14 protein-coding genes are annotated in these 16198 nt (G+C 44.3%); 13 read left to right on the forward strand and 1 reads right to left on the reverse strand.

Annotated features, from left to right (window positions below):
- Positions 1–264: 264 nt before the first annotated feature.
- Positions 265–3405, reverse strand: a complete 3141-nt coding sequence (locus L0P89_RS06785; protein ID WP_235267652.1) for a VPS10 domain-containing protein — start codon at positions 3403–3405, stop codon at positions 265–267.
- A 125-nt stretch (positions 3406–3530) separates the two neighbouring features.
- Between L0P89_RS06785 and L0P89_RS06790 the strand changes: the two genes are divergently transcribed.
- The 13 genes from L0P89_RS06790 (at position 3531) to L0P89_RS06850 (ending at position 16197) form a co-directional block, all read left to right on the forward strand.
- A complete protein-coding gene (locus tag L0P89_RS06790) occupies positions 3531–5372 on the forward strand; it encodes a DNA adenine methylase (protein ID WP_235267653.1) in 1842 nt (613 codons plus the stop codon).
- Positions 5369–5818 (forward strand): hypothetical protein, encoded by a 450-nt coding sequence (locus tag L0P89_RS06795; protein WP_235267654.1) that lies wholly within the window; start codon positions 5369–5371, stop codon positions 5816–5818. The genes L0P89_RS06790 and L0P89_RS06795 overlap by 4 nt, the downstream gene beginning before the upstream one ends.
- Positions 5819–6721, forward strand: coding sequence for a hypothetical protein (locus L0P89_RS06800; RefSeq protein WP_235267655.1), 903 nt, complete (start codon positions 5819–5821; stop codon positions 6719–6721).
- Positions 6721–7203 carry a hypothetical protein gene (locus tag L0P89_RS06805; RefSeq protein ID WP_235267656.1) on the forward strand — a complete coding sequence of 161 codons (483 nt, stop codon included), beginning with the start codon at positions 6721–6723 and terminating at the stop codon, positions 7201–7203. The genes L0P89_RS06800 and L0P89_RS06805 overlap by 1 nt, the downstream gene beginning before the upstream one ends.
- A 12-nt stretch (positions 7204–7215) precedes the next feature.
- Positions 7216–7941: a winged helix-turn-helix domain-containing protein gene (locus tag L0P89_RS06810; protein ID WP_235267657.1), complete on the forward strand. Its 726-nt coding sequence runs from the start codon at positions 7216–7218 to the stop codon at positions 7939–7941.
- Between the two features lie 147 nt (positions 7942–8088).
- Entirely contained in the window at positions 8089–8556 is a 468-nt protein-coding gene (locus tag L0P89_RS06815) for a RidA family protein (protein WP_235267658.1), read from the forward strand.
- 66 nt (positions 8557–8622) lie between these two features.
- Positions 8623–9567, forward strand: a complete 945-nt coding sequence (locus L0P89_RS06820) for a tetratricopeptide repeat protein (protein WP_235267659.1) — start codon at positions 8623–8625, stop codon at positions 9565–9567.
- A gap of 22 nt (positions 9568–9589) precedes the next feature.
- On the forward strand, positions 9590–10027 hold the full coding sequence (locus L0P89_RS06825) for a DUF4440 domain-containing protein (protein WP_235267660.1): 438 nt from the start codon (positions 9590–9592) through the stop codon (positions 10025–10027).
- Positions 9988–11148 (forward strand): P1 family peptidase, encoded by a 1161-nt coding sequence (locus L0P89_RS06830; RefSeq protein WP_235267661.1) that lies wholly within the window; start codon positions 9988–9990, stop codon positions 11146–11148. The genes L0P89_RS06825 and L0P89_RS06830 overlap by 40 nt, the downstream gene beginning before the upstream one ends.
- 1240 nt (positions 11149–12388) lie before the next feature.
- A complete protein-coding gene (locus L0P89_RS06835; RefSeq protein WP_235267662.1) occupies positions 12389–13522 on the forward strand; it encodes an SPFH domain-containing protein in 1134 nt (377 codons plus the stop codon).
- 99 nt (positions 13523–13621) lie between these two features.
- Complete coding sequence (locus L0P89_RS06840; protein ID WP_409557566.1) at positions 13622–14722, forward strand: DNA helicase PriA; 1101 nt, start codon at positions 13622–13624, stop codon at positions 14720–14722.
- Positions 14723–14779: 57 nt separating this feature from the next.
- Entirely contained in the window at positions 14780–15253 is a 474-nt protein-coding gene (locus tag L0P89_RS06845) for a nuclear transport factor 2 family protein (RefSeq protein ID WP_235267663.1), read from the forward strand.
- Positions 15250–16197, forward strand: a complete 948-nt coding sequence (locus tag L0P89_RS06850; protein WP_235267664.1) for an SMP-30/gluconolactonase/LRE family protein — start codon at positions 15250–15252, stop codon at positions 16195–16197. The genes L0P89_RS06845 and L0P89_RS06850 overlap by 4 nt, the downstream gene beginning before the upstream one ends.
- Position 16198 lies beyond the last annotated feature (1 nt).

Genomic DNA, 16198 nt, shown 5'->3' on the forward strand with positions numbered 1-16198 from the left:
CCAGCATCAAGCTTCCAAATCTCAAATTCCAAGTTCAAAGTTCCAAGTTCTTACTTCCAACCTCTAACCTCTAGCTTCCTACTTCCAACCTCTAACCTCTAACTTCCTACTTCCAACAGCATCGTGCATCGTGCATCGTGCTTCCAAATCCCAAATCTCAAATCTCAAATTCTAAGTTCTAAGTTCTTACTTCTAACCTCTAACTTCCAACTTCTAACTTCCTACTTCCAACCTCTAACTTCTAACTTCTACCGTCCAACAAAACTACTCCTCCACCGACAAATACTTCAACCCCAGTGCATTGAACTCATCGTTAAAGGCCTTCATCTCTTTATCGACCAACGCATCAAACGCTCGCAACTGCGTATTGACCTTGGTGGTCATCTCGTTCTTCACCGCCACATCTTGGTCAGTGGGCGGAAAATCATCGATGGAGACCAATCTATTCAAATGCGCCAATTTGTTGTTCAGCCGAATCGGAAAGTTCAGCGGGTCTTGATTGCTTCGGTTCTTGGTCTGATAGAGTGCCTTTTCGATTTCAGAAAACCCTTCTTTCATCTTTTTGGCCTTCTCAACCAGGGCCTTGGTCTGTTCATCACCCTTATACTGCTTTACAAAGGCATCGAGTTTTTCATTGATCTTTCTGATCTTTTTGATGCTCTGGTGGGCCCTATCGATCGTTTCATTGATACTGGTGATAAAGTCATACTGTTTTTGCATATCGGCTACGGATACCTCGGCCCGTGGGTCAGGCAAAATCTTGAACCGCTGTGTTTGGGCCGTTCCATTGACGTTCAGCGACACCTGGTAGTCACCGGGCACCGCCTTGGCCCCATCGAGGCTCGCCGCCCATAAAATCATGCCCTTCAGCTTCTCGGCCCCTTTGCCACGGGTATCCCAGACATGGGTATTGCCGCCCGCTTCGACTTTTAGTTTTTTGTTTTTCTCCTTGGCATAGGTGCTGTAGCTGGCCAGACTATCACCCCTCATATTGAAATAGGTCAGGGCGACACTGTCTTTTTCTTGATCAAAATCTCTTACATAGAAATGGGTAATTACCCCGTTGGGATGGTTCTGCCCCGCGGTTTTCGAGGGTTCTTTTAGGGTCCTCCCCTTGGTGCGGTACGAGTCTTTCGGAGCAAAAAGCTTCGCTCTGGTGGCCCCATCGGAAGCCTTGACCTGGTGCAGTACCGTGAGGTCATCCACGACCCAAAGACTGCGCCCTTGTGTGGCCACCACCAAATTATCGTTTTTGATCGCTAGATCGGTAATGGGCACGATGGGCAGGTTCAATTGAAACTTTTCCCAATTCTGGCCATCATTGAACGAAATGTACATGCCCGTTTCGGTACCCGCGTACAATAGTCCCTTGCGTTTGGGGTCTTCGCGGACCACCCTCGTGAAATGTTCACTTTCGATGCCGTTGGTGATCTTTGTCCATGTTTGGCCATAGTCGGTGGTCTTATAGAGGTAAGGGGCAAAATCACCCAGTTTATAACGTGTGCCCGCCATATAGCAGGTGCCTTCATCAAAGGCGGAAGGCTCTATGCTGTTGATCATCATCCATTCGGGCATGCCCTTGGGGGTGATGTTCTGCCAAGTCTGGCCCCCGTCTTGGGTGATATGCACAAGTCCGTCGTCACTACCGACCCAGAGCAGCCCTTCTTTCAGCGGACTCTCTTGCGCGGCGAAAATGGTGCAGTAATACTCCACCCCCGTATTGTCTTGGGTGATAGGTCCGCCACTGCTCACCAGTTTGTCGGGGTCGTTGCGGGTCAGGTCATCACTCAACCGCTGCCAGCTCTGGCCCTCATTGGCGCTCATATGCACATGGTTCGAGAAGGTATAGAGCTTTTTGGGATCGTGCTTGCTAAAGATAATGGGGAAGTTCCATTGAAAGCGGTACTTCATGCCCTCGGCCCCGTACCCCATCGGGTTATCAGGCCATACGTTGATGCCTCGCACGGTTCTGTTGTCATGGTTCACCCGTGTGAGGAAACCGCCATAACTACCCCCATAGACGATATCGTTGTTGGTGGGGTCAATGGCGATATGGGCGCTCTCGCCCCCTGCGGTGGGTTCCCAATCATCTTCATCGATGGTGGCCCCATCACTGCGGTGCTTGATGCGCACGGTCGAATTGTCTTGCTGTGCCGCGTAGATACGGTACGGAAAGGCATTGTCGGTCGTCACCCGATAGAACTGTGCCGTGGGTTGGTTATAGTAGGTGCTCCAGGTGGTACCACCGTCATAGCTGACCTGTGCCCCACCATCGTCGCCGATGATCATGCGCTGACTGTTTTCGGGAGCAATCCACAAATCATGGTGGTCGCCATGGGGGGCATTAAAGGTATTGAAACTCTTACCGCCATCGGTGCTTTTATGATAACGTACGTTGAGCACATAGACCACATCTTGATCTTTGGTATCGGCATACACACGGGTGTAGTACCAGGCCCGTTGGCGCAGTTTTCGTTCATCATTGACCTGCACCCATGTCTTGCCCGCGTTGTCAGAGCGGTACAGTCCTCCCTTTTCTTTGTTCTCGACAATGGCGAACACCCGTTCAGGGTTTACGGGCGATACCGAAACCCCGATAATGCCCAAAGTGTCTTTGGGGAAGCCATCGTTTTTGCTGATCTCTGTCCACGTGTCACCGCTATCGGTACTCTTCCACAGCGCTGAACCCTCGCCCCCGCTGCTCAAACTGTAGGGGGTGCGCTGAACCCGCCAGGTGCTGGCATACAGAATACGGGGATTGTTCGGGTCGAAGGTCAGATCGACCGCCCCGGCCATATCGTTGACGAACAATAGCTGTTTCCAAGTCTTGCCCCCATCGGTGGTCTTGTAGATGCCCCGTTCTTTGGTGGGTTTGTAAATATTGCCCATCACGGCCGCATAGACCGTATTGTAATCGGTGGGGTGCACCCGCAATCGCGACACATGACGACTCTTTTCGAGTCCGGCCGGTTGCCAGGTCTTGCCTGCATCGACGGTTTTCCAGATTCCATAGCCTGAGGAGACATTGCCACGCACGGTCTTTTCACCCCCGCCCACATAGATGACATTCGGGTCGCTCTTGGCCACCTCAACGGCCCCTATACTGCCCCCAAAATAGCCATCGGATATGTTTGACCAGGCACGGCCACCGTCGGTGGTTTTCCATACGCCGCCCCCTGTGGCTCCAAAGTAAAAGAGGTTGGGTTCACCGGGCACTCCGGTTACCGCCGCCGAGCGCCCCCCACGAAAGGGACCCACCAAACGGTATTCGAGGCTTGAATAGAGCGCCGAAGGTATGTCAGACGACGATTGGGTCGTTTTCTTGCGCCGTTGCGCTTCAGCGGTAAAGGTGAAGAAGGTCAGGGCCAGCAATACGATGCCAGCTTTGGAAAGCAGAAATTTCATGATAGGTATTTTGAATTAGTCAGAAGCTAAAAATACGGAAAATGGACATCTTTTTTTCATTAAAAATTAACATCCCGATAAGTTCTTAGAGTCTTTTGTTAGCTTTGAGTGTATTTAGCAGATTTATGAGATATTACGGAGCCAAAACAAAACTTCTCCCACTTATAGAAGAAGTAGTCAAATCAACTGGAGTAAATGGAACATCAAATTTTGTTGACTTATTTGCCGGCACTACTTCCGTTGGACAGCATTTTAAAAAGTTAGGCTATACGGTTTATTCTAACGATATGTTAGAGTTTTCATATGCTTTATCAAAAACGTATATAGAACTCAACAAAGAACCTCAGTTCAAAAAACTCAATTCGAAATTAAAGCTAAAAAATGGCATAAGCTCATTGTTAAATTATTTAAACAAGTCAGATACAAATACTCAAGGTTTCATCTATGAAAACTACTCCCCAAATGGAGAAAGGATGTACTTCACAGATGAGAATGCTCAAAAAATTGACACATTTAGAACTCTATTTGAGGAATGGAAAAATGAAAAATTAATCAATGAATTAGAGTACTATTATTTAATTACCTCTTTACTACGTGGAGTTAATTTAATTAGTAACGTTACTGGCACTTATGGGGCCTATTTAAAAACTTGGGATAATCGTGCATTAAAACCTTTAATTCTTGAAGAAGTTCCGATTATTAAAAGTTCTACCAAAAACAAGGCTTTTAAAAAAGATGCCAACGAGCTAATAAAGAGCATTAAACCTGACATTCTTTATTTAGATCCACCTTACAATTCAAGGCAGTATGCATCAAATTACTTCCTACTTGAACTAATTGCAGAAGGCTGGTTTGGCGAAAAGCAACCAGAAATATATGGCAAAACAGGAATGAGAAACTATGAACATCAGAAATCTGATTATTGTTCTAAAACTAAAGCATTAAACGCGTTAGAGGATTTAGTTCTGAATGGCAGTAAAGCAAAATATATTCTCTTAAGTTACAATAACGAAGGTGTTATTAGTCAACCTGGTATTCAAAAAGTTTTGGAAAAAGTTGGCGAGGTTGAAACAATGTTTGAAAATCATAAAAGATACCGAAGCATAAATCAAACCGTTGAAGACCCACAATTGACGATGGAATTTGTTTATAAAGTAAAACCAAAAAAAACAGTCAACAAGACCAACAATTTATCTGGCAAAGAATGGTTGCAAAACTCTTTCAGTATATGGAGAGAATTAGGAAAGACTGACGAGGAAAGAAAGTTAAACCATCCTGCAATTTTCACAATAAAACTTGCCTCAAAATTAATTGACACTTTTTGCAAACCCAATGGCGGCAAAATTTTAGACCCATTTGCTGGTTCAGGAACTACCCTTTTGGCAGGTTTAATGAAAAAGAAAGAAATAATAGGGTTTGACTTAAATCCAGAATTCAAAGAACTTTTTATCAAGAGAGCTACTCAATCATATAACTTCGACGAATACAATCTTGAAAAAAAATATATAGTCAATGACTCAAGATTTTTAACAAATCACATCGAAGAGAATAGCGTTGATTTGTGTATAACATCGCCACCTTACTGGGATGTTTTAAATAGAAGAAGAACAGCCGACTATAAAGATAACGTCAACTATTCTGACCAAAATGAGGACTTAGGAAACATTGAGGATTACAATGAGTTTCTTCAATCCTTAAAAGAAGTTACCGGCGAAGTGTTTAAAAGCTTAAAGCCTAAAGGGTATTACATCTTAAATGTTATGGACTTAAGAAAGAAAAGTAATTTTTATCCATTGCATATGGATGCATCAATGTTGGCAAAAGAAATTGGTTTTAATTTGGAAGATATAATTATTTGGGACAGACAAAACGAATATAACAATATGCGGCCACTTGGTTACCCATATAAATTTATTGTCAACAAGGTTCATGAATACCTTTTAATTTTAAGAAAACCGGAAAAATGACCCAACAAGAATTTTACATCAATGTAGGGTACTTGGCAAATCCTGAAAGGAGAACGAATATCGAAGTTGAAATGCCGCATAGAAGACAAGCTTCATTTATTGCAGAATATGCTACTCTCACAGGCAACTTTCCTTTACCTCCTAACTCAAATATCGCTCCTTATTATGTTTGGGTACTTGGAACTGACAAATATGGATTAGAAACGCGAGCATATTTCACTTCAAATGCCAACATTCCTCAATCACTAATAGACACTCTAGAACCAAGGGGTTTTCAAAACAGACCGGGTTATGATGTTTATGATAGAAGAATAAGCAGGAAGAAGAATATCTTTCCGCTTTTAGAAGCTGGTTTTGTTCTTGGGCCAATCCAGGATGTGAATCGTATAAGACGACTAGTACCAGCAGCTCATATTAATGATTTTCATGCTGGATTTGCTCTTTAAATGGAAAAGAACAAAATATCAAATTTTTTAACTCCTGATATATCCTATTTATTAGGATTGATAACTGGAAGAGGAGAAATCCAATACAATCGAGATGTTAAAAAAATTATTATTGATTTTGAATACAAAAATCAAAAAGTAACTACTGGCAAGTTGGATTTTGATCAAAAGCTACATATCCAAACAAGTCTTGACAAAGTTGTTGTGAGGCTTCAAAATATGGGAATCAATGTCTCCAAAGACGTTTCTGAAAATAGTATCTCTTTGGTTTTAAAATGGGACAAAGAAGATATTGCTTGGTTGTTTATAAAGTTTTTAATTAATGGCACGAGATTTAGTTATCATGATTTTCAAGTGCCAGATCCTATTTTTGAATCAACTGAAATCAATAAAAAAGAATTTATTCGTGGGATTGGAGATGTCACGGGATATGTTAGACCTTCTAACTATTACGGTTTTTCAAAACCTTATAGACACCGTGTATATTTAGAAATTACTCAAAAAAATTGGTATTTGCCACCTCAACTATGCCGGCTATTGCAGTCTGTTGATGTACCAGTTCAGAATATAAACTATGGTCATCCAAATTTAAGAGACCCAAACAACAAAAAAGGTAATAGGTTTTGGGCTAAGGAGCATCAAATGAAATTTTTTGCTGAAGACTATCAAAAAATAGGTTTTTATATTTCCCACAAGGAACAAGCCTTAGCAGAATTCGCTGAAATAAACAAATCAAATTTTCATACCAGCATTCCTCTATGCAATGGTACCTCGAGTAGAAGTAAAACAAAACCTAAGCATCCGGATGAAAGTGACCATGAATTGCCAAAAGAGATAAAAAGCAAACACTTTGATGGATACAAAGAGATTTGCAATTGTTTAAACTGTTATATGCAGAACTAATGTACAGTAATGAAATAGAGATGTATCCAGACATAATAGTTTGGCTAGAGAAAAGACTTAAAGGAAATTATGGTAGAAAAGCTAAAAAAATTACTGTTATAGACACACACGATAGCGATTTATCTAATTTCATTATGAAGTTAAATTATCAAAAGTTTTTTCCTGAATTCACAACATACAAAATTCGTCAAGACATTACGGGCTTCATAGAATATGATGAAAAAGTTGATTTAGTTTTTGTTGAGTGTAAAAATTCAAAACTGACTTTGATTAACCTATCTCAACTAATCGGTTATTCTTGCATTGCTTTACCAATATTTTCGATTTTAATAGCACCCCAAGGAATGGGAACAACTTTGAACAAACTTTTGACTTCATTTAATCGGAAAGATGTACTTGAATATCGCTCAAAACGAAAAATTGAAATTTTAAAATGGAATGAAAACAGACAAGATATTGATTATATGAATAGCGTTCTGTAACATCAAAATAGTATGAACAAGTTCAAATCTGCCGCCATTCAAATACTAAAAAAAGCTGGTAAGCCTCTTCACTATAAAGAGATTACTAAGTTGGCTCTAGAAAAAGGCATTCTTGAAACTCATGGAAAAACACCTGCTGCTTCAATGAACGCGCAAATAGTTACCGATATAAATGCCAAAGGTTCCAATTCTAACTTCATCAAAACAGCTCCTGCCACGTACGCCTTAAATCTTAAAAAGAAGCAACAAGAAGAAGTAAAATCGGTAAAATCAGAAATTTTCGAAAAAATAGGTAGTGGTTTTATAGGTAAAGCTGGTGAGCATTTTGTCACTTCAGAGTTACTATTTAGGGGTTATAATGCCAGCATAATGAGCGTAGATATTGGAATGGATATAATTGCTACCAAAAATAATAAGCTTTTCTCCTTACAAGTCAAAACATCTAATCTACTAGGTTCAAATAGCTACATTTTTGACATGCGAAAAGTCTCTTTAGAAAGAGACCATGCAGGTAATGTCTTTTACGTTTTTGTAATGATTCATCCTAATAATAAGAAATCTGCTGTAATCTTAACGCCAAACAAAATTGAAGAATTGATACATTCAAATGCAATTAAGAATATTGAAAAGTATGGTCGTTTTAGGGTTGTATTAAAAATCAGAGATAATAGAATATTTATAGGTACTCTTGACAACCCAATTGATTATTATTGGAATAATTGGTCAATTATTAAGTAACATTTTACTCATTCAACCTACTGCTTGTCCTCATCTATAAATTCACCCGAGCTGACAGTTTAGGACTTATAGAACATCAAATTTTTAGCGGTGTATTACTTAAAATTTTTCTCTAACTTGAAGAAGATACTATCATTTTCCAGCCTCATGAAACGATTTTTACTTCTAGGATGCTTATTGGTTATTTCCTGCCAACCCCAACCGGGTAAACCCAACAAATCTCAAATTCCAAATTCCAAGCTCACCAAAACCTATATCGACCCCGCCCAAGGCTATTCACAAGCCGTGGCGGTGGAGGCCAATGGGGTCCAGACCATTTATATTTCTGGCCAAGTGGGCAGTGGCGAGAGCTTTGAGGACCAATTTCGAGATGCGTTGAGCAAACTTTTCAAAACGCTCGAAAACGCAGGGGCCACCTTTGATGATGTGGTCAAGTACAATACCTATATCGTCGACTACCAGCCCGCCTATCTCGATACCTTTAGAACGGTCAGAAAAGAACTCTTGGGCGATAAAGACATGCCCGCCAGCACCTTGGTGGGGGTACAGGCCCTGGGGCTGCCCGATTGGGGCGTGGAGATCGAGGCCATTGCCGTGGTCAATAGCGCCGAATAACGCAACAACCCCCATTTTCAAAAAGGCACCCTGTCAAAACACAATTGTTTTGATTACCTTACCTACATGAAAGCCTTATTGCCCTTGTTGGCCATTCTTGTGCTGGGTTGCAAACAGACCCCCAAAACACCCACGGCCAAAAAAGTACAGATCGATACCCTGCAGGGGCAATCGTTGTTGGGCAAACCTTTGGTGAGCCCCAAGCTCAGGCCCATCGACGACAAAAAGGTAAAGAACTATGAAAAGGCCCTTGCCGTTTACAAACAGCATCCCGACAGTGCCGAAACCAAGATTTGGCTGGGGCGGCGCCTAGCCTATCTGGGCGACTACCAAAAAGCCATAAAGGCCTATACCGAGGGCATCGAAAAATTTCCTGAAGATGCGCGTTTTTATCGGCATCGCGGGCACCGCTATATCTCTACCCGCCAGTTGGACCTTGCCATTGAGGATCTGGAAAAAGGGGCCACTTTGATACAGGGCACAGCCGATGTCGTTGAACCCGATGGCATACCCAATCGGCTCAACCAACCGGTGTCGAGCTTGCATACCAACATCTATTACCATTTAGGACTGGCCTATTATCTAAAAGGGAATTGGAACAAGGCATTGGAACATTTTCAGCAGTGCTTTGATGCGTCGACAAACGATGATATGCGGGTGGCCAGCTCACATTGGCTGTATATGATTCTTCAGCGGATGGAACGGCCCGAGGATGCTGAAAAAATACTCGAACCCATTACCGCCGATATGGAAACCATTGAGAGCGATGGCTATCACAGACTACTCTTGTTTTACAAGGGCGAGCTTGAAGAAACGGCCCTGAGTGGCAGTGGATCGATCGGTTCGAGCGAGGCGGTGCGCTATGGCATTGCCCATTGGTACCAGTACAATGGCGATGCCAATAAGGCGAAAACTTTGTATGAAGAATTATTAGCATCGGGTACTTGGGCCGGTTTTGGCTATATCGCCGCCGAAGCAGAGCTGGCAAGATGGCCAAAGAATGAACAATGACGTAACCACAAAATTTGATTGAATGAGAAAACTATTTTTGATAGGCTGTCTTTTCGTGGCAACCCTTGCCATAGGGCAAACAAACACTACTGACGAAGAAGCCATCAAAGCAGTGCTGGAAACCCAGCGAACCGCTTGGAACAACTATGACCTCGAAACCTTTATGGAACCCTATTGGCAGTCAGATTCCCTGACCTTTTACGGTAGCGCGGGCGTGGTACGTGGCTGGCAGGCCACGATGGACAGGTACCGAAAGAGCTACCCTACTCCCGCGCATTTCGGGCAACTGCGCTTTGTACTGAACGACATCACCCCTATTACCGCTAAAGCCTATTACGTGCTGGGCGAGTTTTACCTGACCCGTGAGGTAGGCGACGCCAAGGGTATTTTTATGCTGGTGATGAAAAAAATCGATGGGCAATGGAAGATCGTGGCCGATACGTCATGCGCCACGCCATGAACAAGAACTACCTAGTACCGCTACTGTTTCTGTTAAGCATCGTCATGTGCCAATCACAGGTCCGCCTACGCGATCATGGTATTGAAATCGGTGTTTTGAAAACCGGACCTCTCAACGCCATTACCGATGTGCCTGGGGTCAAGGTGGGGCACCAGACCCTTCATAAGGGAGATACGGTGCGAACCGGGGTAACGGCCATTCTGCCACATGAGGGCAACCTCTTTCAAGAAAAAGTGCCCGCTGCCATCTATGTGGGCAATGGCTTCGGCAAACTGGCGGGCTATACCCAGGTAAAGGAGTTGGGTAATTTAGAAACCCCTATTGTACTCACCAATACATTGAGTGTGGCCACGGCCGTCAATGCGGTCATTGGCCATACCTTGCAACAACCCGATAATGAAACGGTGCGCTCGGTCAATGCCGTAGTGGGCGAGACCAATGATGGTTATCTTAACGATATTCGTGGGCGGCATGTCACCGAAGACGATGTGCTTCGCGCCATTGCAGGTGCCGGTTCGGGCGCCGTACAAGAGGGCAACTTGGGTGCCGGTACGGGCACGGTATGTTTTGGCTATAAAGGCGGTATCGGCACTTCGTCACGGGTGCTTCCTGAAAAAACAGGTGGGTATACCGTTGGGGTATTGGTGCAAAGCAACTTCGGTGGGGTACTGCAGATCGCCGGCGTGGAAGTCGGCAAAAAATTGGGGCACTATTCCGATAGTTTCAAATACACGCCCGATGGTTCGTGTATGATTGTCGTGATGACCGATGCGCCATTGCATTCCCGAAACCTGGAACGATTGGCAAAAAGGGCCATGTTGGGACTCGCGAGAACGGGGGGCATTGCCAGCAACGGTAGCGGTGATTATGTGATAGCGGTTTCAACAGCTGAGGAATGTCGCATTCCCTATACCAGTGACGCGCCTGTTCAGACCGTGCCCACTTTGAGAAACGAGGCCATGACCCCTTTGTTCTTGGCGGTGATCGAGGCGACGGAGGAAGCCATTCTGAATTCCCTTTTTGCGGCCGAGACCATGACCGGATACAAGGGCCACACGATAGAGACCCTTTCGAAAGAAAAGGTGCTACAACTGCTTAGGGAAGCTGGGAAAATCAAGTAGGCCAAAAAATGTTCCCGTCATTTCGAACCGACCTGCACTAAGCAGCGAGCGTGAGAAATCTCAAATAATAGAAAATAGAGATTCCTCGTCGTCCCTCTCTCACTCTCGATAGCTATCGGGACTCTGTCGGAATGAGAAAGCCACCTGAAGCCCTCTTCCGGATTCTTCACTGCGTTCAGAATGACAAATGATGAAAATAGTCTCTCTTGTCATGCTGAGGAGTCTTCGACGAAGCATCTAGACAAGCCCCTCCCAAAAACACAGGCTTCTTCCCTTACCACGATCTCACAAAGCCGCTTGAAGCCTTCCTCTGGATTCTTCACTGCACTACGCTCCGTTCAGAATGACAAATGATGAAAAGAGCCCTTCTTGTCATGCTGAGGAGTCCTCGACGAAGCATCTTGACAAGGGCCTCCCATTAGAACACGGGCCTCTTTCCTTGCCATGATCTCACAAAGCCACCTGAAACCTTCCTCTGGATTCTTCACTGCGTTCAGAATGACAAAGGATGAAAAAAGCCGCTCTTGTCATGCTGAGGAGTCCTCGACGAAGCATCTAGACAAGCCCCTCCCATTAAAACACGGGCTTCTTCCCTGACCATGATCTCACAAAGCCACTTGAAGCCCTCTTCTGGATTCTTCACTGCACTACGCTCCGTTCAGAATGACAAATGATGAAAATAGTCTCTCTTGTCATACTAAGGAGTCCTCGACGAAGCATCTAGACAAGGGCCACACGATAGAGGCCCTTCCGAAAAAAAAGGTGCTACAACTGCTTAGGGAAGCTGGGAAAATCAAGTAGGCCAAAAAAATGTTCCCGTCATTTCGAACCGACCTGCGCTAAGCAGCGAGCGTGAGAAATCTCAAAGAATAGAAAATAGAGATTCCTCGTCGCCCCCCCTCACTCCCGATAGCTATCGGGACTCTGTCGGAATGACAAAGCCACCCGAAACCTTCCTCTGGATTCTTCACTTCGTTCAGAATGACAAATGATGAAAAAAGCCGCTCTTGTCATGCTGAGGAGTCCTCGACGAAGCATCCAGACAAGGGTCTCCATTAGAACAAGGGCTTCTTTCCTTGCCATGATCTCACAAAGCCGTGAAGCCCTCTTCTGGATTCTTCACTGTGTTCAGAATGACCAAATACGTAGTGTAACAATTCCAAAAAAAATTCTACCAATAGATTGGAGAATACAACACGCTTTTCTTAGCTTTAAAATCCTAATCAAAAAAAACACTAACATGGATATTTTCAGTAAAATCAAGGAAAAATTGAGCAATGAATTCATCGACATTGTCGAATGGCTCGATTACACCGATGACACCATTGCCCATCGATTCGAACGTTATCAGAACGAAATCAAGAACGGAGCAAAGCTAATCGTTCGCGAGGGCCAGACCGCCGTTTTTGTCAATGAGGGCCAACTGGCAGACGTCTTTGAACCAGGGACCTATGACCTGACCACCAAAAACCTTCCCATCTTGGCCACATTGAAAGGATGGAAGTACGGCTTCAACAGTCCGTTCAAGGCAGAGGTCTATTTTGTGAACACCCACCTGTTCACCGATGAAAAATGGGGCACCAAGAATCCGATAACCCTAAGTGACGAACGTTTCGGATTGGTCGAAATACGCGCTTTTGGCACCTATGCCTTCAAAATCAGCGATGCGGGCAAGTTCATCATCGATATTGTGGGCACCGACAACAACTTTACCAATTTCGAGATCAACGAACACCTCAAGAGTTTGATCGCCACAAGGTTTACCGATACCGTTGGGGAAGCCAACCTGCCCATTGAGCTCTATGCAGCCAATACTTCTGAACTTTCGGAAACCTGCCGTGAGGTCATGGCCCCGGAGTTCGCCAGTGTCGGCATCGGATTGGAGAAATTCTATATCGAAAACGTCTCCATGCCCGAAGATCTTAAAAAGGAAATCTTTGAGTACAGCCGTATCGATAAACTGGATTTGGACAAACTGGCCAAGTTCAAGACCGCCAAGGCCATCGAGGCCGCTGCCAAGAACGAGGGCGGAACGGCAGGAGCCGGTATGGGTATGGGCATGGGTTTTGTATTGGCCCAACAAATGGGCGGTCTTATGAATCCGCAGATGGGCGCACAACAGCCCGTGGCCCAAACGGGAGCGGTAGTACCGCCACCGATGCCCGTGGCTGTGCAATACTTTTACGCTGTTAACGGTATGCAACAAGGGCCGGTGGGCTTTGATCAATTAAAGGCACTGTTTGCCAATCGCACGATCAACAAAGAAAGCCTGGTCTGGAAACAGGGCATGGCCAATTGGGCACCTTTACAAGAGGTCGAAGAGTTGAAATCGTTCTTGGGCGGTAATACGCCCCCGCCTTTGCCAAACAATTAATTTCTTTTGTCATTTCGATGGAGCTTGCGACTGAGAAATCTAGATTTCTCACCTGCGCCTGCTACGGGCAGGTTCGAAATGACATGCCATTATTGAATTTTGGAAAAAACAACAAAACAAACTGAACTCAAAAAAGCCTGCATCAACTGTGGTGCCGAGCTAAAATATAAACCGGGCACCACGGCCATCAACTGTGAGTACTGTGGGCATGAAGAGTCCATTGCCTTAGACGAGTCCGGTTTCAAAGAATTGGAACTGTACCCCTATCTGCAAGAGATGGGTGCCCAGCGGCATAGTGAAGAAATCGCCATGCTGCACTGTAAAAACTGTGGTGCTACCCAACATATTGAAGAAAACTACAAATCACTGCACTGCGTGTATTGCAGTACACCCCTTATTTTAGAAGATGGCCATCAAGAAGAATGGATTTTACCGGGGGCTGTGCTGCCCTTTCAAATTGACCAAAAGGCTTCTTTTCGCATTTTTCAACGCTGGGTGAAAAAGTTGTGGTTTGCCCCCAATAAACTCAAAAAAGCCGCTTTAGATCCCCAATTCACCAAAGGGCTCTACCTGCCCTATTGGACGTTCGATGCGCAGTTGAAAGCCAACTATTCAGGGCAACGTGGCGATCATTACTATGTCACCGAGACCTATCGTGACAGCAAAGGCCGAAAGCAGAAACGTCAGGTACGCAAGACACGTTGGACGCCGGCCTCGGGAACCGTCTCAGGCTTTGTCGATGATACCCTGGTCAAAGCCTCTAAGCAAAAGGCAGGGCGTATACCGAACAAAATCGCCCATTGGAACCTCAAAAAATTACAGCCTTTTGAAAGTGGATTCTTGGCCGGATTCGTGACCGAAAAATATACCATACCCCTAAAACAAGGGCATTTGACCGCCAAGAAAGAGGCCGAGAACATCGCGGGCCGTTGGTGCCGTCAAGATATTGGTGGTGACGACCAACGCCTGCACCATATGGATGTACGCCTTAGTGACGAAACTTTCAAACATATTCTTCTGCCGGTCTATGTAAGCGCCTACCGCTATAAGGGGAAAGAGTACAACTTCTTTGTCAATGGTGAAAACGGACAGATTTCGGGCAGTCGGCCCTATAGCGCCTTGAAGATTTTCTTTGCGGTGCTCTTCGCACTGTTGCTGATTGCAATAATCATACTTCTTGCTGGCAACCAAGGGGTTTAACAATCTTTTACATTCTTTGGGAAAGCTTATTGGCTACCTTTATTGAAAACCTGACCAATGAAATACTTCATACTATCCTGTGGTCTTTTGTTACTACTCGCATGCCAGCAAGGAAAGCAAGAACTTCCCACAGCGCAAACTTCACTACAATCGGTTTCAAAAGAAGACAGTTTACTGCTTCGATACCTAAAAGAAGTACAATGGCCCAAGGCGTATCGGGAGCAGGACACAGTACTATTGGACAAAATTCTGGGCGATGATTTTCAGATGATCGATGCCAGCGGTAACTGGTCTGACAAAGTCGGTGAGCTCGAATGGATAAAAGCCAATGCCATGCAGCACGATTCCTTTTTTTATGAAATCAAACGATTGGATGTTTTGCCCAACGGTACCGCACTCATTTGTGGTACGGGGCATATTATGAATGATACGGTGAAAACCATTTATCAGTCAAGCAATATTTTGATTAAACGCGATGGGATATGGAAAGCGGTCGCTTCCCATGTTTCCGGAATCAAAAAAGTGGAATGATGAGGGTTTTTTCTTGTTTGCTGCTACTGGCTTTTTCCGCTTCTTTTGCCCAAACCCATTCAGATAGCATAGAATTGCCGCTCGAAAAAGACCTGATTCCCGAAGGCATTGCCTGTGATGCCCATGCAAAGCGGCTTTTCCTGAACAGTTTACGCAAAAACAAAATCGTAAGCCTTGACCTTGATGGACGCGATCCGCAAGATATCATTGAATCTAATCAATACGGCTATCTTTCAGGATTCGGAATGACCGTAAAAGGTGATACACTCTTTGCACTGGGCAATTCGCTGCCCAAAAAAAACAATACATCCATTCTACTACTACTAAATAGCCGTTCGGGGGCTTTCATCAAATCATTCATGCTTGACGATACGACCACCATTTATCTCAATGATTTGGCTATCAGCTCAACAGGAAAAGTGTATATCACCGATTCTGAGAGCAACAACATTTACACTATCGATGAACAAGCGGATACGCTAAAAATCTTTCTATCCCATGATGAACTGAAATATTCAAATGGCATAGCGATATCAGATGACAATACCTTGCTCTATTTTGCCACCTATACCACCGGAATACGAATTCTCGACATCGCATTGCAAAGACTGGTGAACCTTCCGAACCCACATAAGGGCATCGATGGCATGAAGTTTTATAAGAACAGCCTCATCGCCATTGTAAATGGAAAAAGGGATGGCGCACAAAATGGCATTTACCGATACCATCTCAATCAAGAAAGCACGGAAATTATCCGTACGGAAAAGATTTTTGATTTGAGATATGAATCGGATATCCCCACTACCTTCGACATTTGTGATGATATGCTCTATTTCATTGCCGATTCTCAATTGGATAACTTTGACCAAGACACCAATGAAATAATCGATACGACCCGATTGGAACCCTATCAATTGATAAAAATAGATCTGACCAAAACCTAAA

The sequence above is a fragment of the Muricauda sp. SCSIO 65647 genome (assembly GCF_021534965.1).
Lineage (GTDB): Bacteria > Bacteroidota > Bacteroidia > Flavobacteriales > Flavobacteriaceae > Flagellimonas_A.